The 24,925-nt window shown below is 43.1% G+C and carries 24 protein-coding genes; 17 read left to right on the plus strand and 7 right to left on the minus strand.

Annotated features, from left to right (window positions below):
- The first annotated feature begins 557 nt into the window (after positions 1–557).
- The 12 genes from potA to AACS90_RS01640 all read left to right on the plus strand — a co-directional run bounded on the left by potA (position 558) and on the right by AACS90_RS01640 (position 13,622).
- Complete coding sequence (gene potA, locus AACS90_RS01585; RefSeq protein ID WP_099109015.1) at positions 558–1,673, plus strand: spermidine/putrescine ABC transporter ATP-binding protein PotA; 1,116 nt, start codon at positions 558–560, stop codon at positions 1,671–1,673.
- Positions 1,657–2,517 carry a spermidine/putrescine ABC transporter permease PotB gene (gene potB, locus AACS90_RS01590; RefSeq protein WP_099120080.1) on the plus strand — a complete coding sequence of 287 codons (861 nt, stop codon included), beginning with the start codon at positions 1,657–1,659 and terminating at the stop codon, positions 2,515–2,517. Before potA ends, potB begins: the two co-directional genes overlap by 17 nt.
- Positions 2,514–3,293: a spermidine/putrescine ABC transporter permease PotC gene (gene potC / locus AACS90_RS01595; protein WP_099109013.1), complete on the plus strand. Its 780-nt coding sequence runs from the start codon at positions 2,514–2,516 to the stop codon at positions 3,291–3,293. Before potB ends, potC begins: the two co-directional genes overlap by 4 nt.
- A gap of 244 nt (positions 3,294–3,537) precedes the next feature.
- Positions 3,538–4,590, plus strand: a complete 1,053-nt coding sequence (potD, locus tag AACS90_RS01600) for a spermidine/putrescine ABC transporter substrate-binding protein PotD (protein ID WP_099120081.1) — start codon at positions 3,538–3,540, stop codon at positions 4,588–4,590.
- A 382-nt stretch (positions 4,591–4,972) separates the two neighbouring features.
- Positions 4,973–6,373, plus strand: coding sequence for an RtcB family protein (locus AACS90_RS01605; RefSeq protein WP_099120082.1), 1,401 nt, complete (start codon positions 4,973–4,975; stop codon positions 6,371–6,373).
- A gap of 468 nt (positions 6,374–6,841) precedes the next feature.
- Complete coding sequence (locus AACS90_RS01610; protein WP_099120083.1) at positions 6,842–7,156, plus strand: DUF3761 domain-containing protein; 315 nt, start codon at positions 6,842–6,844, stop codon at positions 7,154–7,156.
- 668 nt (positions 7,157–7,824) lie between these two features.
- Positions 7,825–8,604 (plus strand): protein bax, encoded by a 780-nt coding sequence (locus AACS90_RS01615; protein ID WP_099120084.1) that lies wholly within the window; start codon positions 7,825–7,827, stop codon positions 8,602–8,604.
- 237 nt (positions 8,605–8,841) lie between these two features.
- On the plus strand, positions 8,842–10,263 hold the full coding sequence (locus tag AACS90_RS01620) for an MBOAT family O-acyltransferase (RefSeq protein WP_099120200.1): 1,422 nt from the start codon (positions 8,842–8,844) through the stop codon (positions 10,261–10,263).
- The gene (locus AACS90_RS01625; RefSeq protein ID WP_099120086.1) at positions 10,250–11,398 is read left to right on the plus strand and encodes an SGNH/GDSL hydrolase family protein; all 1,149 of its coding nucleotides are present in this window, start codon (positions 10,250–10,252) and stop codon (positions 11,396–11,398) included. Before AACS90_RS01620 ends, AACS90_RS01625 begins: the two co-directional genes overlap by 14 nt.
- Positions 11,373–12,590, plus strand: a complete 1,218-nt coding sequence (locus AACS90_RS01630; protein ID WP_099120087.1) for an SGNH/GDSL hydrolase family protein — start codon at positions 11,373–11,375, stop codon at positions 12,588–12,590. The genes AACS90_RS01625 and AACS90_RS01630 overlap by 26 nt, the downstream gene beginning before the upstream one ends.
- 195 nt (positions 12,591–12,785) lie before the next feature.
- Complete coding sequence (locus AACS90_RS01635; RefSeq protein WP_193757099.1) at positions 12,786–13,148, plus strand: type II toxin-antitoxin system HigB family toxin; 363 nt, start codon at positions 12,786–12,788, stop codon at positions 13,146–13,148.
- Positions 13,149–13,622 carry a helix-turn-helix domain-containing protein gene (locus AACS90_RS01640; RefSeq protein WP_193757100.1) on the plus strand — a complete coding sequence of 158 codons (474 nt, stop codon included), beginning with the start codon at positions 13,149–13,151 and terminating at the stop codon, positions 13,620–13,622.
- Between the two features lie 42 nt (positions 13,623–13,664).
- Here the strand turns inward: AACS90_RS01640 and gntU are convergent, their stop codons facing one another.
- The 3 genes from gntU to gntR all read right to left on the minus strand — a co-directional run bounded on the left by gntU (position 13,665) and on the right by gntR (position 16,755).
- Complete coding sequence (gene gntU, locus AACS90_RS01645) at positions 13,665–15,002, minus strand: gluconate transporter (protein ID WP_099120089.1); 1,338 nt, start codon at positions 15,000–15,002, stop codon at positions 13,665–13,667.
- Positions 14,999–15,538, minus strand: a complete 540-nt coding sequence (gene gntK, locus AACS90_RS01650; RefSeq protein WP_099120090.1) for a gluconokinase — start codon at positions 15,536–15,538, stop codon at positions 14,999–15,001. Before gntK ends, gntU begins: the two co-directional genes overlap by 4 nt.
- A gap of 221 nt (positions 15,539–15,759) precedes the next feature.
- Positions 15,760–16,755, minus strand: a complete 996-nt coding sequence (gntR, locus tag AACS90_RS01655) for a gluconate operon transcriptional repressor GntR (RefSeq protein ID WP_099120091.1) — start codon at positions 16,753–16,755, stop codon at positions 15,760–15,762.
- 187 nt (positions 16,756–16,942) lie between these two features.
- On the opposite strand from gntR, the gene AACS90_RS01660 reads away from it, so the two are divergent.
- The 4 genes from AACS90_RS01660 (at position 16,943) to AACS90_RS01675 (ending at position 20,789) form a co-directional block, all read left to right on the plus strand.
- Positions 16,943–17,371, plus strand: a complete 429-nt coding sequence (locus tag AACS90_RS01660) for a bleomycin resistance protein (RefSeq protein WP_099120092.1) — start codon at positions 16,943–16,945, stop codon at positions 17,369–17,371.
- Between the two features lie 138 nt (positions 17,372–17,509).
- On the plus strand, positions 17,510–18,502 hold the full coding sequence (locus tag AACS90_RS01665) for a hypothetical protein (RefSeq protein WP_099120093.1): 993 nt from the start codon (positions 17,510–17,512) through the stop codon (positions 18,500–18,502).
- Positions 18,502–19,653 carry a BamA/TamA family outer membrane protein gene (locus AACS90_RS01670; protein ID WP_099120094.1) on the plus strand — a complete coding sequence of 384 codons (1,152 nt, stop codon included), beginning with the start codon at positions 18,502–18,504 and terminating at the stop codon, positions 19,651–19,653. Before AACS90_RS01665 ends, AACS90_RS01670 begins: the two co-directional genes overlap by 1 nt.
- The gene (locus AACS90_RS01675) at positions 19,647–20,789 is read left to right on the plus strand and encodes a DUF4056 domain-containing protein (RefSeq protein WP_193757109.1); all 1,143 of its coding nucleotides are present in this window, start codon (positions 19,647–19,649) and stop codon (positions 20,787–20,789) included. Before AACS90_RS01670 ends, AACS90_RS01675 begins: the two co-directional genes overlap by 7 nt.
- A 105-nt stretch (positions 20,790–20,894) precedes the next feature.
- Here AACS90_RS01675 and AACS90_RS01680 read toward each other — a convergent pair whose 3' ends face one another.
- Genes AACS90_RS01680 through plsY form a run of 3 tightly spaced genes read right to left on the minus strand, consistent with a single transcriptional unit; the run spans position 20,895 to position 23,274 of the window.
- Entirely contained in the window at positions 20,895–21,932 is a 1,038-nt protein-coding gene (locus AACS90_RS01680) for a zinc-dependent alcohol dehydrogenase family protein (RefSeq protein ID WP_099120095.1), read from the minus strand.
- Positions 21,933–21,968: 36 nt separating this feature from the next.
- Entirely contained in the window at positions 21,969–22,556 is a 588-nt protein-coding gene (locus AACS90_RS01685; RefSeq protein ID WP_099120096.1) for a GrpB family protein, read from the minus strand.
- Between the two features lie 58 nt (positions 22,557–22,614).
- Positions 22,615–23,274: a glycerol-3-phosphate 1-O-acyltransferase PlsY gene (gene plsY, locus AACS90_RS01690; protein WP_099120097.1), complete on the minus strand. Its 660-nt coding sequence runs from the start codon at positions 23,272–23,274 to the stop codon at positions 22,615–22,617.
- Between the two features lie 115 nt (positions 23,275–23,389).
- Here plsY and folB point away from each other — a divergent pair, with 115 nt between their 5' ends.
- Positions 23,390–23,743, plus strand: a complete 354-nt coding sequence (gene folB / locus AACS90_RS01695) for a bifunctional dihydroneopterin aldolase/7,8-dihydroneopterin epimerase (RefSeq protein WP_099120098.1) — start codon at positions 23,390–23,392, stop codon at positions 23,741–23,743.
- On the opposite strand, the gene AACS90_RS01700 is transcribed toward folB, so the two are convergent.
- The gene (locus tag AACS90_RS01700) at positions 23,740–24,906 is read right to left on the minus strand and encodes a multifunctional CCA addition/repair protein (protein ID WP_099120099.1); all 1,167 of its coding nucleotides are present in this window, start codon (positions 24,904–24,906) and stop codon (positions 23,740–23,742) included. The genes folB and AACS90_RS01700 overlap by 4 nt on opposite strands.
- Positions 24,907–24,925 lie beyond the last annotated feature (19 nt).

A 24,925-nucleotide genomic window follows, 5' to 3' on the forward strand; every position in this document is an offset into this window, starting at 1 on the left:
TGCTAATCACCTGTATTGTCAGGAAAGTATCGTTAAATAGTTAATGTGTAAAGTAACGTTTTATATTATTTCCTGAAAGAGTGATAGCGATCTTAATTATTTTAATTTCAGTTAAATTAAATGATTATAAAGTTCATTATTAGAATAATAAAAAATCATATGAATAGATTAATAAATTATCTTATCAAAGAAATATTCTATTTATGAATGTGAATTCTTGGTCTGAAAAAGGTTTGAGTATGTTGTATTGGAAAGAAAGGCGGTGTACTGTCTTTTCTGACTGAAAAATAGTCAATAAAAGCGTGTTACAGACTGGAGAAATCCGGTTCAAAATGGCCTGAAATGCGAACATACATGAAATGTTAATAAAAAATAGCATATTGCCATATTTCGGCTTTCAATTTCGGCGTACTGCGTTTATTATGCGCGCTTCGTAATTTCAACCGGCGCCACTGGCTTTGAGCTTCAGCGGAGAAATAATGCTTCCTGTTAGCTGACACAGTCTTTTCCCGTGGCGGTTCTATCTGCATTATTCCAAGGGATAGATGATAACATAAATGACTGAGAATACCTCTCTGATACCACTCGTTGAATTAAAGTCCTTAAGTAAAGGCTTCGACGGCAAGCAAGTTATTTCACAGCTCGATCTGACAATCAATGATGGCGAGTTTCTGACCATCCTTGGTCCATCCGGTTGTGGTAAAACCACAGTACTTCGTCTGATCGCCGGGCTGGAAGATGCTGATAGCGGCAAAATTTTATTGGAAGGGCTGGATATTACTGATATCCCGGCCGAGAACCGTCATGTTAATACGGTTTTCCAAAGTTATGCCCTGTTCCCTCATATGACCGTATTTGAAAACGTTGCCTTTGGACTGCGTATGCAGAAAACACCGGAAAAAGAGATTGCTCCGCGTGTTGAAGAAGCATTGCGTATGGTGCAGCTTGAAGAGTTTGCTCAACGTAAGCCTGCACAGCTTTCCGGTGGTCAACAGCAACGTGTGGCGATAGCCCGTGCGGTTGTGAATAAACCCAAAGTTCTGCTGCTGGATGAGTCACTGTCAGCACTCGATTATAAGCTGCGTAAGCAGATGCAGAATGAGCTGAAAGCGCTCCAGCGTAAACTCGGTATTACTTTTATTTTCGTCACGCATGATCAGGAAGAAGCGCTGGTCATGTCTGACCGTATCGTGGTTATGCGCGATGGGCGTATCGAACAGGATGGTTCTCCGCGCGAGATCTACGAAGAGCCGAAAAATCTGTTTGTTGCCCGCTTTATCGGCGAAATTAATATCTTTGACGCCAAAGTATTACACCGTATTGATGATCAGCGGATACGTGCTGATGTGGAAGGCCACGAATGTGATATTTTCACCGCTCTGCCAGTAACCGCCGGACAAATATTGAAGGTGCTGTTGCGCCCGGAAGATCTGCGGGTAGAAGAGATCAATAATGGTGAGCAGGTATCGGGCCTGATTGGTTATGTTCGCGAACGTAACTACAAGGGAATGACGCTGGATTCCGTGGTCGAAATGGAAAACGGCAAAATGGTGATGGTAAGTGAATTCTTTAACGAAGATGATCCGGATGTTGACCATTCCCTGAACCAGAAGATCGCAGTCACTTGGGTAGAAAGCTGGGAGGTTGTGCTGGTCGATGAAGAAGTCGCGTAAACTATTCCAGAACATCGTCATTACAGGCATCGTATCCTGGCTGATGATGTTTGTCTTTCTGCCGAATCTGATGATTATCGGCACCAGCTTTCTGACGCGTGATGATGCCAATCTGGTACAGATGGTATTCTCTCTGGACAACTATAGCCGCCTGTTCGACCCACTATATGCAGAAGTGTTAATACACTCGCTGAATATGGCGGTGATTGCAACGCTGTGTTGTCTGGTTATCGGCTATCCGTTTGCCTTTTTTCTGGCGCGGATGCCGAAAAAACTGCGTCCGCTGATGCTGTTTCTGCTTATTCTGCCATTCTGGACAAACTCGCTAATCCGTATTTATGGATTGAAGATGTTCCTCAGCACCCGTGGCTACATGAATGATTTTCTGTTGTGGACAGGGATTATTGAGAAACCGCTGCGCCTGATGTATACCCCGGAAGCAGTGGTGTTAGGTCTGGTTTATATTCTGTTGCCATTTATGGTGATGCCTCTTTATTCGAGTATTGAAAAGCTGGATAAACCCTGTCTGGAAGCCGCTCGCGATTTGGGTGCAGGGAAGTTGCAGACTTTTATCCGTATCATCATCCCACTGACGATGCCGGGTATTGTTGCTGGTTGTCTTTTAGTTCTGCTGCCGGCAATGGGGCTGTTCTATGTATCTGATTTGATGGGTGGTGCGAAAAACCTGCTGATTGGTAACGTCATTAAAAGTCAGTTCCTCAATATTCGGGACTGGCCGTTTGGTGCGGCAACCAGTATTTGTCTGACGTTGGTAATGGGCATTATGTTGTGGGTCTACTATCGTGCGGCTAAGCTGCTGAACAAGAAGGTGGAGCTGGAATGATCGGACGCCTGTTGCGCGGTGGCTTCATGACCATCGTTTACGCTTACCTGTATATCCCGATTATCATTCTGCTGGTAAGTTCGTTTAACAAATCACGCTTTGGTATCAACTGGCAGGGTTTTACAACCGAATGGTACAGTCTGCTATTCAATAACGACAGTCTGCTGCAAGCTGCGGGGCACTCCCTGACAATGGCTGTCGTCTCCGCAACATTTGCTACATTGATTGGTTCATTAACGGCAGTTGCGCTGTATCGTTATTCGTTCCGTGGCAAAAAATTTGTCAGTGGGATGCTGTTTGTTGTGATGATGTCACCGGATATTGTGATGGCGATTTCGCTGCTGGTGCTGTTTATGTTACTGGGCGTTTCACTGGGCTTCTGGTCACTGTTGTTTTCGCACATCACTTTTTGCCTGCCGTTTGTGGTAGTGACAGTCTATTCCCGCCTGAAAGATTTTGATGTCAAAATGCTGGAAGCTGCCCGTGATTTGGGGGCAAGTGAATTAACGATTCTGCGTAAGATTATCCTGCCACTGGCGATGCCAGCAGTTATGGCGGGATGGTTACTGAGCTTTACTCTGTCCATGGATGATGTGGTTGTTTCTTCATTTGTGACAGGGCCGAGTTATGAAATTCTGCCACTTAAGATTTACTCAATGGTGAAAGTAGGCGTTTCACCGGAAGTGAATGCATTAGCTGCTATTTTGTTGGCTTTGTCACTGGTGTTGGTACTGATTAGCCAATTTGTGATGCGTGATCGCACGGGTAAGTCTTAGGATTGTTTTTAGCGTAGTCACACGTTGGCTACGCTTTCACTTTATCAATAACATTATTTTTCTCTCAATTAATCAGCATTTCTTTCCTAAACCTTAATTTGGTAAGGAATAAGTGGCTTTACCCCATGTAAGGGCGCTTTTATAATAGCCGTTTTTTGGGGTAGGTTTATATCGAGCCTGCTGTATATGGGAATGACGCGATAATAACGCATCAACTGCGGGGAAACACTACATGAAAAACAGCATGAAAAAGTGGTTCTATCTGTTAGCCGCCGGGATGATGGCATTAAGCATTGGTTCGGTAAATGCTGCTGCCGAGAATGATGGCAAGACACTTTATTTTTACAACTGGACTGAATACGTTCCGCCTGGTTTGCTCAACCAGTTCACTAAAGAAACCGGAATCAAGGTGATTTATTCCACCTATGAATCCAATGAGAGCATGTACACTAAGCTGAAAACTTATAAAGACGGCGCTTATGATTTGGTTGTGCCCTCCACTTACTTTGTCTCCAAGATGAGCAAAGAAGGGATGCTGCAAAAAATCGATACCAGTAAGCTCAAGAATTTCCATAATCTTGATCCTAATCTACTGCATAAGTCATTTGACCCGAAAAACGAATATTCCATTCCTTATATTTGGGGTGCGACAGCGATTGGTGTTAACAGCGATAATATCGATCCAAAAACGCTGACTTCTTGGGCTGAGTTCTGGAAGCCTGAGTACAAAAACAGTTTGGTATTGACGGATGATGCCCGTGAAGTCTTTCAGATGGCGTTGCTGAAGCTGGGGTATTCCGGCAATACGACTGATCCGAAAGAAATTGAGGCGGCGTATCAGGAACTGAGAAAGCTGATGCCAAATGTACTGGCATTCAATTCAGATAACCCTGCTAATCCATTTATGGAAGGTGAAGTTGATGTCGGCATGATGTGGACAGGTTCTGCTTATGTTGCCCGTCAGGCGGGAACGCCTATCGATATTATCTGGCCGAAAGAAGGCGGAATTTTCTGGATGGATAGTCTGGCTATTCCGGCAAATGCCAAAAATGTCGAAGGTGCGATGAAGCTGATTGACTTCCTGCTGCGTCCAGAGATTGCGGCCCAAGTTGCAGAAACCATCGGTTATCCGACACCAAATCTGGCTGCGAAAAAATTGTTGCCAGCTTCTGTATCAGGGGATAAGTCACTGTATCCTGATGAAGCGGTGATCCAGAAAGGGGAATGGCAGAGTGATGTTGGTAATGCCAATGTCCTGTATGAAGACTATTTCCAGAAACTGAAAGCAGGCCAGTAATTCAGTATTAAATTTAGCTAGAAGGGAGCATTTGACTCCCTTTTTTAATATGTGAATCCAAGTATTAATGTTATAAAAAGAGGTATTCAAATTGAGATGCCAAAATAAAGATCATTGGGACAGTTGGGTTGATGATGAAAATTCTACACCTGATTTTATGGTTGAGTTGATAGGTCGCAGTCAGATGAGCAAAACAGAGACGAGTTCAATTAAGCAAGGCTTAAAATTTAACAATTAGATTAATGAATCCTCTTTACATCCTGAATTTCTACAACTAGTATACCCGGCTCAAACCTTCCTGAATTATGCTGCTGCAGGAAAAACAAGACTTCTTCCCACTCAAAACGGAAGAAGCGACTTTTTGTTTTTCTGGGTAGCTTACATGTCTACATTAAATCGTTTACAAAAACGTCTTTCCCGTCAGGGAATTGAAACTTATTACGAAAACAATACCTATCATTTCAATCAAAATCAGGTAGAAGCCAAAGTCCTGTTACCGGAATCTTTGCCACTGGAAGAAAAAGCTGTACAGCAATTGCTTGATTTAGCTGCGGTTAGGGTTCCCGGCAGTGATGCAAAAGTTTGTCAGGCTCGAGCAACGCCAGATTTTCATCCCGGCACGACAGCGCCTGTTGGTAGTGTTGTGGCAACCACAGAAGATTTAGTGATCCCTGCTGCAATTGGTACGGATATTAATTGTGGTATGCGTCTACTGACAACCGGGTTGAGCTATGAAGAAGCAAACAGCCAGAAAGAAGCATTGGTTCAGCAGCTAAAAAACGTCTTACTACTGGATCAACGCAATGTCCCTGTTACTCCGCAATCATTTGGTGCCTTATTTGATGAGGGATTGTCTGCGTGGTTGCAGGAATTACCCCGACAAGGAATTTGGCAGCAGGCTGATTTCAGCCGGATGTATGCTGAATTAAGCGCAGTATTGAGTACACATGCAGTAAAAGCTCATAGTCGATATGCTCCAGAAGCGTTTTTTGAACAGCGGGAAATTATCCGGCCCGCTAGTCTGGGAACTGTTGGTTCTGGCAATCACTTTGTTGAGTTGCAGATCGTGGATACTATTTTCGACAGACATGCGGCTTATGCTGCTGGTCTGCGCGAGGGTGATATATTGATAATGATCCATACCGGCTCACGGGATGTTGGGTTCTATGTTGGTCAGCGCTGGTCTGATAAAGCGAAGGCACTTTGGCCTGCGACAGAAAAATATCCGGCTTCCGGTCTGTTTGGTCTGACGGCGGAGCATGCTCAGGAATACTTATTGGCGATGGGAGTTGCTGCACGTTATGCGTGGGCGAATCGTATTGTGTTAACTGAATTAGTACGTTCGAAATGGCAAAAGGTATTCGAACAGGATAAAAGCCGTCTGCTTGTCGATCTCTCACATAATATTATTTTCCCTGAACAGGGAATGAACCTTCACCGTAAAGGTGCAACTCCGGCACGAGCCGGAGAATTGGCATTAATTCCCGGTTCAATGGGGGATTATTCTTATCTCGTCATGGGAAAAGGTCATTCTGACTGGTTATGGTCATGCTCGCATGGTGCCGGTCGTTCAGTACGCCGTCAGGAGATGCGTAGTAAGGCTCTAAAACCACAAGAAAATCGTGGCTTGCCGTGGCAGTGCATTACTCTGAAAAGTGAGCGTTTACGGGAAGAGGCACCTTCTGCTTATAAACCCATTACACCTGTCATCGAAGTTCAGGAACAAGCTGGATTAATTAAATCAGTGGCAAGAGTCAGGCCATGGCTTACGTTTAAGGCCTGATATTAGCGAAGATTTAAAGGCTGGTTTTGACCAGCCTTAATTACCAGAGAAACATCTTTAATTATTCTTTAACATATTCATTCAAATAAAAATCAATATTTGATGATTTTTAATAATTAATTGAAGGACAAATTTCATATGAAATTGTGAATTCATGGTCATTTTATTTTTTTCTTATTTTAAGAAAATAAATGAATTTATTTGATTTTAATAAATTTTAAATAGCCATTGTTTTTTTATAAATTAATGAATCAATCATCTTTGCTTTTCCAGTCAGAAAAAGGCATTGGATTACTATATAATTAAACTTGATTTTTTATTTCTTCCTTACGTTGAATAAATGTTTTCATAGTCTATTAAGTTGTAACCATTATTTATGTTAAGTTTGTAATCGCATCATTCAAAGCTATACTCCAAACTGCAAGAGTTGATTTCGGGTTAAAGTACTTCTAACCAGAGGATTTATATATGAAGAACTTGAAGTTATCAGTTGCGGCATTACTGGTGTTGTTTTCAAGTGCAGTATTTGCAGCGCCAGCAGTACCAACAGAACCTGTTTCTAAGCCTGTGATACCCGTGGAAAAAAGTATAAAATCGGTAAAAAATAAAACCGGTTCATTAGAAAAGCAAGTGCAGAAGAATAGTAAGAAATCAACAAAGAAAAGGAAAGCGACTTCAACAAAAGCGGTGAATACCGCACTTTGTAAAGACGGAACATATAGTAAGAGCAAATCACGCAAAGGTGCATGCTCTCGTCATGGCGGGGGTGCCAAGTGGTTGTAGTTTTCCGTTGATTTCTTATCATATCCAATTAGGGAGCCTGGGCTCCCTAATTATTTTCCAATTGATATCATTTTAATTGGTTTAAAAAAATATATCGACAACTAAAGAAAATAGTATTTTACCAATATTAGTAATGTGTTTTTTACTTGAGAATGTATTTAATTATAATGAAAGAATGAGCTTTAATTATTCTTGATAGGATAATTGTGGGTGAGGTTATATTAAATCAATTGATTTAAAATGGCCCCATTATTTATTTAACTTTATTGTTTAAATATAACTAACCAGCAAAATAGATAATGAAAAATAGATAAAATCATATCTGATAATTCATGTTGTATCGCTAATGTTTTATCAATCGATTGAACGTGGTTGGAGGGTGATTTTTTTATTTAAAATAAATGGGTTGATAATGTTTTGCTGAACATGAGTTTCCTATTTTTAGGTGTAAAATGAATGTATTAACAAGTGTTATTTCGGGATAAAAATCCAATAATTATTACACTTATTTACTATGTTGAGTGAAAAATATAGATTATTATCAGTAACGTGCTAATATTCGTTACGTAAATAGTTTGTGCGAATCACGAATAAAGATAGCTATAGGTTAATTGCTTTGTTAATATTCGTGTGTTTTTCACCCAGAGTAATAAAACGAGGAGAAGCAAATGCCCTCTCGAATGATGAGGACAACTGCGGTCTTCGCTTTCTTTCTCTCTTTAGTCTTTACTGGTTTGAGCAGTGCTTCAAAAAATAGCTCAAAAATGGAAGAGTATTCTCACAGTGGCATCAAACATCATTTGCCTGATTTGCGAAAATACCCTTCTGGCGTGCCCAGAAAGAAAGCGTTTTTGAACCTTGTTGTCCCTGTAATTGATAAGCATAATCAACAGATTATGCGAGACCGTAAATGGGTTCTGTCACACCATCATACTTCTAAATGGTCTGCACAGGATATCAGGAGGTTGCAAAGGATCTGTTCTGATTACAAAATGACTTGTACCTCACCACAACACACCAACTGGCAGAAGTTAATCAGTAGAGTTGACATCATTCCAACCCATTTTGTTGCTACTCAGGCCGCAGCAGAATCTGGTTGGGGAACATCAGAACTTGCGCAGAAAAACAATAACCTGTTTGGAATGCGTTGTAGCTCATGTGGTCATTCCAAAGGGAAAGTCAAAGGCTATTCCGTCTATAATACGATTGAAGATTCGGTCATTGCCTATATGAAAAATATGAATACGCACCGTGCTTATGAGTCACTGCGTATTTCACGGGCCAGACAACGAACAGAGCAGAAGCCGCTGAATACCAGCAAACTTATCGATCATTTGCATGGTTATTCTGAATTAGGTGCTGTCTATAATCGTTATTTACACCGGGTATTTGATGGAAATAAGGAATTGATTTCACAGGTACTGGAATACGATAGTTATAGCCAATAAGGCAAGTAATATGGTAATTCATCAAATAATCCGCACCGTATTAATTACGCTGCGGATTATTTTTATTACGACATCTTCAGTTAATAGATTTTGGAGTACATTCCAGAGGAAACGGTATATAGATAATAAAAAAGAAATCGATGTATTATCTATTGTAAATATAAACAAATTCCATAACATAGAGGGGATCGGGATTGTGTTTTTCCTACAATGATAAATGGTTAGCTAGAGCCTAATATGAACTTCTTTTCTTTTGAGTTTCTTGGAGCATTTGTTATTCTGCTCTGTGTTTACTGGCTGTTACAGAAAGCCCCCAGACTACAAAATGGATTGTTAATTTTAGTTAGTTATTTATTTATATTCTCTTTTTCAGCAAATTTTGTTTATGTTCTATTCATCTACACTCTGTTTATTTACTTTTTAGCCAATATTCTCAGTCGGTATTTATCTCATAAAATTATATTTACTTTACTGACATTGGGTATCCTTGGCTGTTTTACTGCATTTAAATACTATTCTTTCTTTCAGGAGGCAATACAACAGGCATTAGGTAGTATAGGTCTTAATGTAGAGCTACCGGTTCTTGAACTGTTATTACCGTTAGGGTTGTCATTTTATGCTTTTCACTCAGTCAGTTATGTAGTTTCTGTCTGTAAGAAAGAAATTTCACCCGCCTCATTACCAGACGTTATCCTATATCTTTGCTTTTTCCCAAGCCTTGTAGCAGGGCCGATAAATCGGGCCAAAGATTTTCTACCACAGATTCAGGCATCATCCAGAATCATTCTGGAACCCCTGAAAGCCGTGCTTTTGATTGGGCTGGCTGTTGGAAAGCTATTTCTGCTCAGCGCAACACTGACTGAAAATTTCGTTAATCCGGTATTTGAGGATCCGGCTGGTTATCATGCTGGTCAGGTTTTGGTAGCGATTTATGCTTATGCATGGAATATCTATTTTAACTTTTCCGGTTATACCGATTTGGTAACAGGGATAGCGTTATTACTCGGCTTCAGAGTACCGCAGAATTTTAATGCCCCTTATCTGGCTGAGAACCTACAGGTGTTTTGGCGTCGCTGGCATATCAGCCTGTCCACCTTTATTCGTGACTATGTTTATATTCCTCTGGGAGGAAATAAAAAGGGAGCTATCCGCAAAAGTTTTAATCTATTTGCTGCGATGGTTATCTCTGGAGTGTGGCATGGTGTGGGGATAAATTTTATTCTTTGGGGCGCTATTCACGGTCTGGGGCTAATCTTCCACAATATAAAGCGCTTCCTGTTCTCTCCATCAGGAAAACATCATGAAACGTCAGCTAAAAACCCTGTTTTGTTATTTTTATCCCGCATGATGACATTCCATTTTGTTTGTCTGGCATGGGTGTTTTTCCGAAGCCCAACACTGAATGACGCTTTGACGGTACTGGGTCAGCTTTTCTCCGGTGATATCTTGGCATCTTTGCTTTCCAGTAGTGCTTTGCTAGCCACCTTTTGGGGATTGTTTATTGCTTATCCATTACTGGTGAAGATCAGAAATTCAATGGAAAGAAATTCCCGGCATATTTCATGGCTATATTATCCGGTTCCTCTGGCACTGGTTCTCACATTGGTATTTATGTTGTCACCTTCCGGAATGCCTGGGTTTATCTATGCTAACTTCTGAATTTACATCTACATTTAAGAATGTCGGACGGGTTATTTTCATCGTTTTTTTGACCACACTGCTGTTAATCTGGCTGAATCAAAGTTCACTGGATAATTTCTGGCAGCAGAAATATCACCGCAATAGCCCGTGGACTGCCCTGAAAGGTGAGCCGCTATGGGATTTGGGAAATAATATACAGCAAGGGGTTGTTGCGGCTGGTGAAACGTTTATAGCACATGCAGGCGGTCATCATCAGGAGAAATCACAGCAATCTCGTGATAATAGCGGATCTTCCCCCGCGTTATTGCCTGAATTTCAGGTTGGGTTACATTTTTTGCAGGGCTATATTTATCCGGTAGAGAATCGTTATTTAAAGTTTCCTGATTTATTAAGGAAGGATATTAAAATCCCGTCATCACCTTTATTGGTCAATAATCAAAAGACCAACCGTCCGGTTGAGATTATTCAGAAAACGGAGGTCAGGTTAGGAAGCAGGGATAAGGTACTTTTTGCCGGGGATTCGATGATGCAAGGAGTGGCTCCACATCTGAAACGCCGTCTTTATCAGGAATATGGTATTTCCGGTATCAATTTGAGCAGACAAAATACCGGGCTGACCTATTCTGGCTTCTTTGACTGGCCGAAAGCGATCCGCAATGCGTTAAATCAGGATCCGGATATCAGGCTGGTTATTGTGTTTTTAGGGCCAAATGATCCGTGGGGTATTCCAGCAAAACCCGGAGAAAGTTACCTGAAATTTGCGAGTGAAAGTTGGGAAAGTGTTTATCGCCAGAGGATCGAAGTCATTCTTAATGATGCCCGTGAGCATAATGTTGATGTTATCTGGATCGGGCCACCTAACATGCGCCAGAAAAAGCTTTCCGGCAATATGGCTTACCTCAGTAAATTGTATCAGGCAGAAGTGGCAAAAATGGGTGAGATTTATGTTTCCGTCAATGATATGTTCAAATATCAGTCAGAAAATTACTCAGATTATATTGGTGATGGCAGCAGTACAATCAAACTCAGAAGTGGTGATGGTATTCACTTTAGTTTGAGTGGGCAGAAAGTCATTGCTGACTCTATCTTTTCATTAATCACCGCTATTCAGGAGCCAGTTGAGGAAAATGCAGCCATTCAGACAGTTCCATAGGTTTTACCGGTTAATGGGTGCAGGTTTAATCCTCTTGCTTTCTATGGGCTTATTATCATGCCATGAAAAAAAGCCTCTACCTCCATCGGAATCTCAGGTAACGCAGATAAATTATCAGAATCAGCTAGTGGACTTTTCTGAGCCTAATCTCGCATTGTTGGCTGATAAATTGCGCCACAGCCATTCCCAGACGCTGCATATCGTACAATTAGGGGACTCCCATACTGCTGCTGATTTTTTCACAGGTAAACTACGGGATTTATTTCAGCAACGCTATGGCGATGCGGGGCCAGGTTTTGTCAGCCCGATGACTGTTCCGGGGCAACGCAATGCGAGAGTTAAATTCTCCGGTGATAAGACGGGCTGGTGGCTTTCTTCCAGCCGAAAAGAGGACAGGGCTGATTTTCCTCTGGGTGGGTTTATCGCTACGCCCGAACATGCTGGCAGCACAATAACAATAAATTTATCTCCGCCTGACAATCACAAGTATCGAATGCGTGTTCTTTATCAGTCTCATGATGAAACTTATTTGCAGCCGCAATCTTCTCCTTTATGGCGGTTACCTGCGACACAAAGTGAATGGCGTTTTTCACCGGATAACCCTGTTTTTTTTCCGCTTAAGCTCTCTGCACATGATGCTCAGTTAAAAATGGGTGGCTGGCTGATAAATCGCCAGAATAGCGGGGTGATGTTATCTGCACTCGGGATTAATGGCGCGACTATTAATATGCTGAATAAATGGCAGCCGGAATGGATTAATACTCTGGCACAATTGAAGCCGGATTTAGTTATTCTCGCCTATGGCACAAATGAGGCTTTTAATGATGGTTTAGATCTTGATGGCTATCGTCAGGAACTGACCGCGAAAATACAGAAGATCCGCAGTGTTATACCAGACGCGGTGATCCTGCTGATTGGCCCGAATGATTCTTTGAAAAACAAACATGCAATAGGCTGTGAAGAGCAGCAACCTGCCTTGCTTAGAGATGTTATTCGGATTCAGGAGGAAGTCGCCAGCAAACAACATACGTTGTTCTGGAACTGGCAGGCATTTATGGGAGGAACATGCTCAATTCGCAACTGGGAGCAACAGGGCCTTGCGCGTCCTGATTATATCCACCTTTCTGCTGCGGGTTATGAACGTAGTGCGGAAGGGCTTTATAAGCAGTTTATTGATTTAATTGGGGAGTAAATCGGTGGTGAGGGCAAGAGGGCTGGAATGGCTTGCCTGCTTTATTGTAACTTAATTGAACCAATATATTTTCTGCTTACCTTGAGTGGTATCCTCAAAAACTCTTCATATTGCAACATGATGTGAGCAAACGTCATTCTATTTACGATGGGTTTTTGGCAAATATCGCATATTGCGATACCATGAGAATCAGGCATGCGAGTTATCTCGGTTAAAACCATAACGGATGCAATGTTAAAACATGCTCAGTGGAAAGTCGGTTTAAAACTGTGGCTGGATGTGTTTGACAAATCATCTTTACGTTTTGAGTCATACAGTCAGATTTTGAATGTCTGGAAAAATGCTTCTGGATGGAATGTTGACCGTATATCACATGAATTATTGGAGAAAGGGAGTAAGAAGGGGCCTCTTGATATTTATATCTTTGATGTACATAAAAATAAATGTCGCATCATTGCATGGCTTAACCCTCATTCTGGCTCTTTGTACGTCAAAGATGTTTGTTCACACGCTGAGTACGATAAGTGGTGGAAAAGCCAGACTAAATCGAAAAGGTGAATGATGAGAAAAGTATTACTCAATTCAGCAGGAACTGAGGAACTCCTTAAAAATTTACCTGTTATATTACGGGCAATATCTGATCAACTTAGTTCCGTTTCTTTATTATTCTCTGCTTGTATGGAGCCTATCGAAAATGATGAAGATCTTAAAGCAAGAATGGAGATTATCGATGAGTTGTACTCATACTCTAATGATGTCAAAGATATTTCAGCTCAATTGGCTGAATTGATAACTGATCGGGTGTATGAGTATGAAAAGCAGAACATTAAAGTTCCGCATGTAAGCCCGGCAGAAGCCCTCTCATTTTTTATCAAAGAGAGAAAATTAAAGCAGATAGATTTACGTGAGATTGCGACTCAGAGTGTTATTTCAGAGATTATTCATGGAAAAAGAGCGATGACACTCGAACAGGTAAAAGGGTTTTCTAAATTCTTCAACGTTCCAGTTGAGACCTTTATGGGAATACGTTGAAATAACGGCACCTTATCCATCAGATAATGTGCCGTTAATTTATTACAGCAAGGCGAAATAGATCATACCGATAATGGCTCCGGTAGTGCCTAAAATAGTTTCCATGATCGTCCAGGTTTTTAAGGTTTGTCCTTCAGTTGCTCCGGTAAATTTGCCGAACAACCAGAAACCGGAGTCGTTGACATGGCTGAGGATCAGAGACCCCCCTGCGATACAGACGGATAGTGCTGCCATTTGTGCACCGGAATAACCTAATTCACCGATAACAGGCAGCACTAAGCCTACAGTGGTCAGGCAGGCAACAGTGGCAGAACCCTGAATCACACGTACAGCTCCCGCCAGAATAAAACAGGCCAGAGCGATTGGCAGACCCGCTCCAACTAATGCGTTACCTAATGCAGGGCCTACACCGGAATCAACCAGCACCTGTTTGAAGACTCCGCCCGCACCAGTCACCAATAGGATAATTCCCGCTGGCTGGAGTGCCGCAGAACACACTTCCATCACCTTTTCTTTACTCATACCACGACGGATTGCCAGACCATAAATAGCCACCAAACAGGCAATTAAAATCGCAGTAAACGGATGTCCGATAAATTCCAGCCACTGATACAGGGTTGATTGTTGATCAACAAAACGGGCGGCGATAGTTTTCAAACCGACTAATACCAGCGGGAACAGTACCAATGCCAGACTTAAAGTAAAGGAAGGCATCTGGCTCTTGCCAATGCTTGGAGTACTCAGATCTTCGGGTAAATCCAGTGTGACATGTTTACTGATGAAATTACCGTATATCGGGCCAGCCAGTAACATGCCGGGAATTGCTGCACTCAGGCCAATCAGGATCATCCAGCCAAAATCCGCACCCATTTGGGAAGCCAGCATCATTGGCGCCGGGCCCGGTACCAAAAATGCCGCCGCAGCGGCAACACCCGCAAACAGAGGGATCGCCAGTTTTACTACATTACCGCCAGTCCGGCGTGCAACAGCAAAAACCACACCTATCAACAATACGACTGCCACATCAAAAAACAAGGGTAATGCACAGATAAGCCCCGCAACACCTACCGCATAATTAGCCCGTTTTTCACCGAAACTACCCAGTAATTTCACGGCAATCTGATCCAATGCGCCCGTTTCATGCAGGATCTTTCCAAACATTGCACCGAGCGCAACAACGACAGCAAGGAAGCCCAGTGTGCCGGACATGCCGTTTTGCATCGTTTGAGTAATTTTTTCTAATGGCATACCGGAAAACATGCCGGCTCCCATTGAAACCAGCATTAAGGCGATAAAGGCGTGCATTCTGGCCTTCATTACTAAAAACAGTAACAGAAGAACAGAACCGACGGCTGTCAGTACCAACGTTAATGTACTCATGAATGCCCCTCAGTAATACGTTCAATTGTTGTAATTGTATTTTTAATTACTTCGTCAAGACTCGGTTTGATATCAATGAAATGAACATCTTTTTCATCAATTGTTGGCTCTTCCAGTGTCTCAAATTGTGAGATAAGCATCTGCGGTTTGAAAAAGTGCCCTTTACGAGCTTTCAGGCGGCTTTCAATTAATTCAAAATTCCCCTGCATATACAAAAAGGACAGATTTTTATTGCCGCTACGCAGGATATCCCGGTAGTGTTTTTTCAGAGCTGAGCACACCAGCAAAGAAACGCTATTAGTACGCTGCATGGCAAAAATGGCATCGTTGAGAGCTTCCAGCCACGGTTGACGATCATCATCATTTAGGGCATGACCTTCAGCCATTTTCTGAATATTGGCGCGGGGATGAAGAAAATCACCATCTAAAAAAGCGGCACCCAGTTCACGGGCAACACCATTGGCAACGGCAGATTTACCGCTGCCGGATACCCCCATCAATATAAAAACGTGGTTTGGTCGCTGGGTATCGCTCATATAAAACTCCTTTATGCAGATTTTGCCACTTGGCTATCCCTGTGACTGATCTGCAAAATTTTCTCTGTGAAATATTACCTGTGCAATGTTACCGGTAACTATCTATCAGCAACATTATCAGTAGCAAAGGATGGTGAGCAATCAATCAAGATTGGCAAAAAAGGAAAATGTGAGGCTTATCGCAATTGAAGGTGGGAAAGCATCATATTAAGCTACAAAAATTAAACACTTTCGCCTAATGAAAGTGTAAACCCAACATCAATCAGGGTTTGTTCCAGTTTTTCACCTTTCAGACGAGCGAGTAATGCTTCTGCTGCCTTGCGTCCCATTTGGTCACGGGGAGTCAATACACTGGCAAGTTTTGGTGTCATTACCTGACCAACATCATGCCCGTGAAAACCGGCGACAGAGATATCTTCCGGTACGTTGATCCCCTGACGCTGACATTCAAAGATAGCACCAATCGCGATATCGTCATTGGTACAAAATAGCCCATCGACATCAGGGTATTTCAGGCAGGTTTCCTGTAAAAGCTGGGCGCCTAATGAGTAGGATGAACTCGCCGTAGTCATCATTTTCTTTGGTTGTAGACCGGCGCTGCGCATTGCCACTTCATAGCCCTGTAGGCGTATCAGTGTCCTTTCATCCTGTCGGGCACCGAGATAGACGATACTCCGGCATCCACGTCCGAGCATGGATTCCGTCATCTGGCGTGCAGCTTCAAAATTATCGATACCGACAGCGACATCAAGGCAGGGTGAGACACTGTCCATTAATTCGACGACAGGAATGCCAGTAGTTTCCAGTACTTTCAGTGTCTTAGGCGTATGCGTTCGTTCAGCCAGTATCAGACCGTCAATATTATAGGAAAGCAGGGAAAGCAGGCGTTCTTCTTCTTTCTGTGCAGAGTAACCGTAGTGTGCGAGCATAGTCTGATAACCATGACGGTCTGTCATATGTTCAATACCACGGATCACTTCAGCAAATACCTGATTAGTCAGTGAAGGCAGCAAAACACCGATTGTTCGGCTGGTGGAGTTGGAGAGAATATCCGGCACACGATTAGGAATGTAACCCAGTTGATCCAGCGCTGCCGCAATCCGCTTTCCCAGCGGTTCGGAAACTTGATTGGGATTGCGTAAGAAACGGCTGACTGTCATCTTTGTGACACCGACGAGATCTGCAACATCTTGTAAAACTGGGCGTTTTTTCTTCATTTTCAATGCGGTGTAATCAATATTGGGGGTACAGATTAATAGGGTGTGTTTTTAACACATTTGGACGTCATGATAATACGATTTTTAGCAAAAAACTCTGGCTAACTCACATTCCATAGATGCTCTATTTATTCATAAGCTGTCATAATGTTTTCGTAGATAGGAAATCAGAATAAACCGGATAGATATGAATACAACGACTAATATAACCTATTGGAACCGAATGGTTCCTGAACTGACGGTTACGGATTTTTCGCTTTCTCTTGACTTTTATCAGCGCATATTGGGTTTTAACGTATTGATAAGAAGGGAGGATCCTGATTTTGCTTATCTGAGTTTGGGGGAAGCACAACTCATGCTGGAAGCATTTCATGATAGTGGCTGGAATACCGGAGAGTTGAGTAAGCCACTGGGGCGTGGGATTAATCTCCAAATTGAAGTGGATAATGTTGCTTCTTTACTGGTTAGTCTGAAGGATAACGGTATTAAATTGTATCGCTCAGTAACAGATAATCATTATTGCATCGGCGAGACTTCTGTATGTCAGCGCGAGTTTCTCGTGCAGGATCCTGATGGTTATTTACTCCGATTTAGTCAGTTTATCGAGAGTACATGAAATAATTAGGATGAAAAACAATCAACTCTAAATGATTTATTTCATGTTAGTTATTCATTTTTAAGCATTTTAGGTTAACTTTAAGTGGCAGAGGTCATGCTAGTCTGCCGAGTCCTCCATTTTTCCTTTGAGTTTATTATGACCTTAACTAACTATAGCAAATTGTTAGCAACTGCATTCTGCCTTGTAACTTCATATAGTTATGCAGACAGTGAGCGCCCACTTTTTTCATTGACGATGACTGAGTCTGGTGTACAGCAAACTAATAGCGATGGTAGTTTGTCCCATTCCGCTAAATCAGAGTCCCGCATTTTGCCGATTTGGGGGGATGAAGCCCGAGCCAAAGGCTATGATCTTCCTGAACCATTCGGGGTCAGTTATGGTTATATGAACCTGCGCCAGAATGTGATTGTGGATAAAATCGGGTTTGTTATGCCTGAAAATCCTGATACCGCAGAGGCTTTAGAAGTGCTTGCAGGAAATACCCGTAGTCGCAGTGAGTCACATATGCTTAAACTGGATTCATGGGTACTGCCATTTTTAAATGTTTATGGTCTTTATGGGAAAACAAAAGGTTCATCTTCCACTAATATTGAAGGCATAAAATTTGGTGGGCATCTTTTGCCTGAAATGTTCCAAAATATACCTTTTACATTAGATTTTAAAGGCAATACTTATGGTGTAGGTACTACGATAGCTGGTGGCTATAAGCAGTTTTTTACAACTCTAGATGTAAACTATACAAAAACGAACTTGGATATTTTAGATGGAGATATAAAAGCTTTTGTAATAACACCTAGGATTGGTTACGAATTCGTATTCAGTCCACTATTTACAAGGCAAGGTAATACTAAAGTTCAAGTTTGGACGGGTGCTATGTATCAGGATATTACCCAACGTTTTAAGGGGAAAGTTGCGAACCTAAATATAACTGGAAATTTAGGTAAAGTAGTTGAGATGTTTTCCGAAAGTGACCCCGATATGGGGTTCGATGTCAAACAACACCTTGCCCATAAATGGAATAGTACAGTTGGCGCTCGTTTTGAGGTCACCCGTAATTTCAATCTATTATCAGAAGTTGGTTTTGGTAACCGAAACAGCTTCTATATTTCCGGCGAGTTTCGTTTTTAATGTTGCGCTTTACGACTATCAAAAGGCTGGTGATATCCAGCCTTCTTATTTTGACTACCTCAGCTGCTCATGCAGATATCCTGCCTGACCGCAAAAAAATTGACGGCTGGCTCAGTGAGTTAGGTGGAGATAATCAGTTTGACGCCAGCAAGAAAATTGACTGGGGTGTATTGCCAGGCCCTTTTTATACACCGGAAATGGGCGTAGGGCTTGGTGTGGCTGTAGTCGGGCTTTATCGCCCTGACAGTCACGACGATATTAGTCAGAATTCTTCACTGGGGCTCAGTGGGTTTGGCTCATCCACCGGCGCTTTTGGCCTCAATTTCACTAATTATAACTTTCTTGCCAGTGACCAGTGGCGGTTATTTGTTTCTGGCACCCTCAATAACATACCTACCTATTATTGGGGAAAAGGTTACAGCGCGGGAAAGGATAACAGTAATAAACAAAGTTATCGTTCGCGTGAATTTGATATTCGTCCCCGAGTGCTTTACCGCGTTGCTGATGCCACTTATATGGGGCTGGGTGTAAATTTTTCCTCCGTCAATGCCGGTGATACTGATGCTCAGGCGAAAAAATATTTTGAACAGTCTGTTGGCGGGGCTTCGGTTATCAGTTCTGGTGTAAGTGCATACTTTAGTTATGATAGCCGGGATTTCCTGCCCAATCCGCAGTATGGTCAGGCGATTGAGCTGATTTACACCTATTTCTCTCCTGAATTAGGAGCAGACTATCGTTTCTCTACGACACAGTTACAGTTTTCGACTTATCACCAGCTATCTGAAAAAACGGTACTCGCTTTCGATAACTACGCGCGTTTTAGTGCCGGTGAAGTGCCGTGGAACCAGCTATCCCTGTTGGGGAATAGTCTGCGTATGCGAGGTTATTATGAAGGGCGTTACCGCGACAAAAATATTTTCACAACTCAATTGGAACTGAGACATAAGCTGGACTGGCGTCACGGCGTTGTGGGCTGGGTTGGAATGGGAACGTTAAGTGATACTCCGTCAACGTTGGGAGAGCGACACTGGCTTCCTTCAATTGGCGTCGGTTATCGTTTTGAGTTTAAGCCACGTATGAATGTCAGGTTGGATTTTGGTATTGGAAAAGGCAGTACCGGGTTTTATTTTCAGGTTGGAGAAGCATTTTGAAGTATTTGGTCACACTACTGTTAAGCTTTCTGCTGACAGCCTGCCAAAACAAATCAGTACCGGTTACAACTGTCGAGCCAATGCTCAAAAGTACGACACATGAACAGGCAAAAACGGACTGGCTAGCCCTGCCTCCTGTTAAATCTCCTGAAGGTTTAAGGGCATGTTGTGCATTCGGTTATGATCTTAAAGTGAATACATTAGGATTTTCTATACCTCTCTATCATGTTGATAACATTGTTGAAGCAGAAAAATTGGGAGAACATCACTATAACGATAGCGTTCTTGGTGCAAGCGCGGCGTTATTAGGTGTCAGCAATGAAAAAATCGGCTTGCTGTATACCGAGAAAGGCGGATTCATTGATATTTCCCATGTCAGGGATACTGCGGACTATACGCTTTATCTTTTTAGCCAGATTTATGCTCACCTTGGTCGGGAATGGACACTGTCTTTGGATGATGAGCTTGCGGCTCGTAAGATTCACTTTTTTGCATTTATCCCGCCTACAGATCCAGCAGAACGCTATACTCTGAGTGCGTATCTGGCTGCAAAGCTGGCATTTCAGTTAGCCGCCTGGCATGAGATTGCCCAATGGTACGGTTATCAGTCTGTTCCCGGCTTTTCAGAGGCGATTTCGGCCTTTTCCCCGGAAGATCTCTACTCTAATTTATTGGGTGCGAGACTGGCTCTGACGCTTATTCTGCAAGGTCAGGCATCTTCTGTGAGTCACTTTTCTGCTGCGATTGCGAATATCCTGCCAATTGCCTTAAATGAGCTGGGAGCTTACGACAGGTCAGGCACAAAGAGGATGTTTGATAAGGTTGATGGTTTATGGTGGAACAGTTACCAGCGTATTCCGCAAAAGTTTCTGGTATTGCGCAGGGATTATGAAACTCAGGATAATCGTTATCCATTAATGCCTTTCGGCAAGGAAAAATCTGCTTTACGCCTCTCGTTACCAAATTCCTATCAGCATTTTTCACTGGAGAAACTGGCTGAATTTCAGTTATGGCCAACAAAGAGCATGAAAAACTTACCTTCCCCGCAGCATTACTGGTCAGTAAAAGATTTTTCAATGTTGGCGGAGAATGCTGAAAAACAAGACAGGTATCAACAACAGTTGAATAGCAGATAGCTTTTGTGACACTCAGCTGTATCGTGTTTTACCTGCCGTTTTTCAGTGGGTTTCAGCATGTAGCAGGAAAAGTCGCGGAATGACAACTTTTCCTGCTACATCAATTTATGCTGACAGGACGATTTTCAATGCTTTCTCTTTGGCGGCATTCCCAAATATGTCATAAGCGGTCTCTATTTCACTCAATGAATAATGGTGAGTGACCAATTTTTCCGGTGAAATCTTACCGGATTGAACGCTTTTCAACAGCATGGGAGTGCTGCTTGTATTGACCAGCCCAGTGGTAATGGTGATATTTTTGATCCAGAGATTTTCCAGATGTAAATCGACGGATTTGCCATGAACACCAACATTGGCAATAAACCCGCCTGCGGCAATGATATCCTGACATATCTGGAAAGTTGCAGGGATCCCCACACACTCAATAGCAACGTCAACACCAATGCCATCAGTCAATTTGTGGATGGTTTCAACCACGTTTTGCCGTGTCGGGTTGATAATTGTGTTGGCGCCAAACTGCTGAGCAACGCTGAGGCGGTTATCATCGGTATCTATCATGATGATATGTGCCGGAGAGTAAAATTGGGATGCCAGTAGCGCAGACAGTCCGACCGGCCCTGCACCAATTAAGGCGATGGTATGGCCCGGCTGAACCCTGCCATTGATAACACCAATTTCAAGTCCGGTTGGCAGAATGTCGCTGAGCATTAAAGCAGCTTCTTCATCAACACCCTCCGGCAGGCGATGAAGGCTGTTATCAGCGTGGGGAATACGTACTTTTTCTGCCTGCGTACCATCGATTTTATGCCCCAAAATCCAGCCCCCATCTTTGCAGTGCGCATAAAGCTGGCGCTTACAATAGGGGCAACTACCACAGACGGTAATACAGGAGATGATAACTTTATCACCGACTTTGAGGTTACGGACAGAATCGCCGATTGACTCAACAATACCAATACCTTCATGGCCCAGTGTCCGGCCCTGCTCAACAGTAGGAACGTCTCCTTTGAGGATGTGCAGGTCTGTCCCACAAATGGTGGTTTTGACAATGCGAACAATAGCATCAGTGGGCTCAATGAGTTGGGGTGGCGCTTTCTCTTCCCAAAGTTTTTTTCCGGCTCCGTGATAAACAAGTGCTTTCATATAACCCCCTTCACAATGGTTTTACAATGTTAAGAACTACAGTAAGCCTTGGTGCTTGAATATCTTCATGTATATTTCATGCACAACCGCATGTTTTCTCTGATTGTAATCCATAACGTGAGTTACATTATCTGCTGCCTGAAGTTTAGCAGAGATATAGCGTTCCCGATCTTCAGGGTGTTTTCTGAGCCAGTCGCGGAATAAAATATGGCGGATATGTTCAGGGCAGGCAGGGCCAAATACGTGGAGATTGGCTCTTGGTTTTGCCAGACGAAAACAGCGATGCTGATAAAAGCTGGGTTCACGTACGGTTAAGTAATAGCCTAGCCTTTCCAGTGCTGGCAAATACTTTTTTTCCTGTATGGGATCTTCCACAATAAGATCGATATCGATGATTGGCTTGGCGGCAAGATGGGGCACAGACGTTGAGCCAACATGCTCCAGCCGGAGGACTGTGCTGCCCAGTACAGATTTTATATCAGCAGAAAGTTGTTGCCACTGAGTGACCCATTCAGGATCATAATCCACGACCTCTATAACTTCTTCGATAGGTTTTCCATGCACCCACGGATTTTCATTGGGATCTGGTGGCGGGAAAAAAGTAATCTCTTTTGGAACAAACAATTTTGTCTCTCCATGCTATTTGGAAAGAGGGAATAGCCCCCTCGCGGGGACATTCGTGTTAATCGTCCTGTTGCTGCTGTTCCTTCTCTGCCTGAACTTTTTCTTTTTCAGTCATTTCTTTTTTCTTTTTCAGCTTATGCCAGATACGGCTTTCCTGTCCTCGCCAGAGACGCTGAATATTATCGTGATGGCGCATAAGTATCAGGCATGAAAGCATAGCGACGGGAAAGGTAAATTCAGGTTTAAACCACCAGACGTAGAAAGGTGCAACCAGCGCACCGATAATCGCGCCCAATGAGGAGTAACCGCTCAATAATACGGTCAGCAGCCAAGTGCCTGCAATTAACCCCATAAGATCCCAGCCAATGGCAGCGATGGCACCGAATGCAGTGGCAACACCTTTACCGCCTTTGAAATGGAAGAAAACCGGGTAAATATGCCCTAAACAGGCTGCGATAGCGATAATGCCTAAATAAAAGGGTTGAATGTTGAGTTTATATGCCAGCCAGACAGGGATCATGCCTTTCAGTACATCGCAGATCAGTACTGCCAATGCGGCACCTTTTCCGCCGATACGCAGTACATTTGTTGCTCCCGGATTACCGGAACCATGCTGGCGAGGATCGGGTAATCCTGCCAGACGACAGATCAATATCGCGCTGGATATAGAGCCACATAGATACGCGAAGATGATCATACCAAGCGCGATAGCACTCATAAGATATCTCCAATGTCCAATGAATAAGGGTCGTTTTCTTTACTATAACAATGGATAATACGCACATTTAGTCGGAAGTGGTATCCGGTGAACTAAAAAACGGGGAAACAGCGTGATGGATATCGTATTTATTAAAGAATTAACTGTTATTACTACGATTGGCGTATATGACTGGGAACAGACGATTAAGCAAAAACTGGTGTTCGATATCGAAATGGGCTGGGACAATAAACGCGCAGCTTCCAGTGATAATGTTGAGCACTGTCTGGATTATTCTCAGGTCAGTGAAATGGTGATCCGGCATGTAGAAAACCAGCGATTTGCTCTCGTTGAACGAGTGGCGGAAGAAGTGGCGGATATTTTACTGAATCAGTTTCACTCGCCGTGGGTCAGAATTAAAGTCAGTAAGCCCGGCGCTGTGGCACAGGCAACCAGTGTGGGTGTCGTGATTGAACGTAGAGCCCGCTAGCGCTGGCTTTGTTCCCAGTCGGCGATGGCTAGCTGGCGTTGCCGTTCTAATTCTGTGCGAATCTCCGCTCCCTGAAAACCACGGGCAATGATTTGCTGAACACTGACTTGAGCAGCAACAGTAAAAGCGCCGCGTAAATAGTTTTCAGAGGGATAGCGCGGTGTTTTCGAGCCGGTAGAGGCACAGATATCGGCTTTACTACAGATAATTAACTGCTCAAGGCGTTGCGGTTTTCGCCATACATCGATGGCATTGAACAGCGCCAGCACTTTTTCTGGCGATAGTTGTTGAGCTGTATGTACCCAACCGGAATATTGAGCCACGATGCCGGTAAGATCCCGTACAGAATTAGGAATACGTAACCGTTCACACAACTGTTTAATCTGTTCACTTTCGATGTGAGTGCACAGTGAAGCAAACCGAATATCAATATCAGTGCTCAGATAAGTAGACATTTTCAGGACGTTCAGAGAATGAACGCCCATATTCATACCAGTATCTGTGTGCTTGAGAGGAGCATCAAACAGGTTATTGAGTTCCGGAAAAAGAACAGCCAGAGCGCCACAATTGCGTAAAACCTGAAAATAAACCTGTGGGGATTGCGATGCGAGTGCTTTTTCCGTTTCCCGCCAGACTCGTTCAGGAGTTAGGGATGACAATTCACCACTCGCTGTCATTTCAGTGATCAGCGCCTGCGTTTCCGTTGCGATGGTAAAATCTAAATGAGCAAAACGGGCTGCAAAGCGAGCCAGACGTAATACCCGCAGCGGGTCTTCTGCAAATGCTGCTGAAACATGACGAAGGATGCGGTTTTTCAGATCTTCAGTGCCCTGATACGGGTCGATCAATTCACCTTCGGCCGTTTGTGCGATGGCATTGATAGTCAGATCCCGACGCAAAAGATCTTCCTCTAGTGTGACATCAGGAGCGGCATAACAGGTAAATCCGGTATATCCCTGACCGGATTTTCGCTCTGTACGTGCCAGAGCATACTCTTCATGGGTCTTAGGATGCAGGAAGACGGGAAAATCTTTCCCGACCTGTTGATATCCCTGTGACAGGAGTTCTTCAGGGCTGCCGCCAACAACAACCCAGTCTCTTTCTGTAATCGGCAGATTCAACAGTTGATCACGAACGGCTCCGCCAACCAAGTAAACTTTCACGCTTGTGTCCTTTAAAGCT

Source organism: Xenorhabdus sp. KK7.4 (genome assembly GCF_963876465.1).
In the GTDB taxonomy this organism is placed as follows: Bacteria; Pseudomonadota; Gammaproteobacteria; order Enterobacterales; family Enterobacteriaceae; genus Xenorhabdus; species Xenorhabdus stockiae.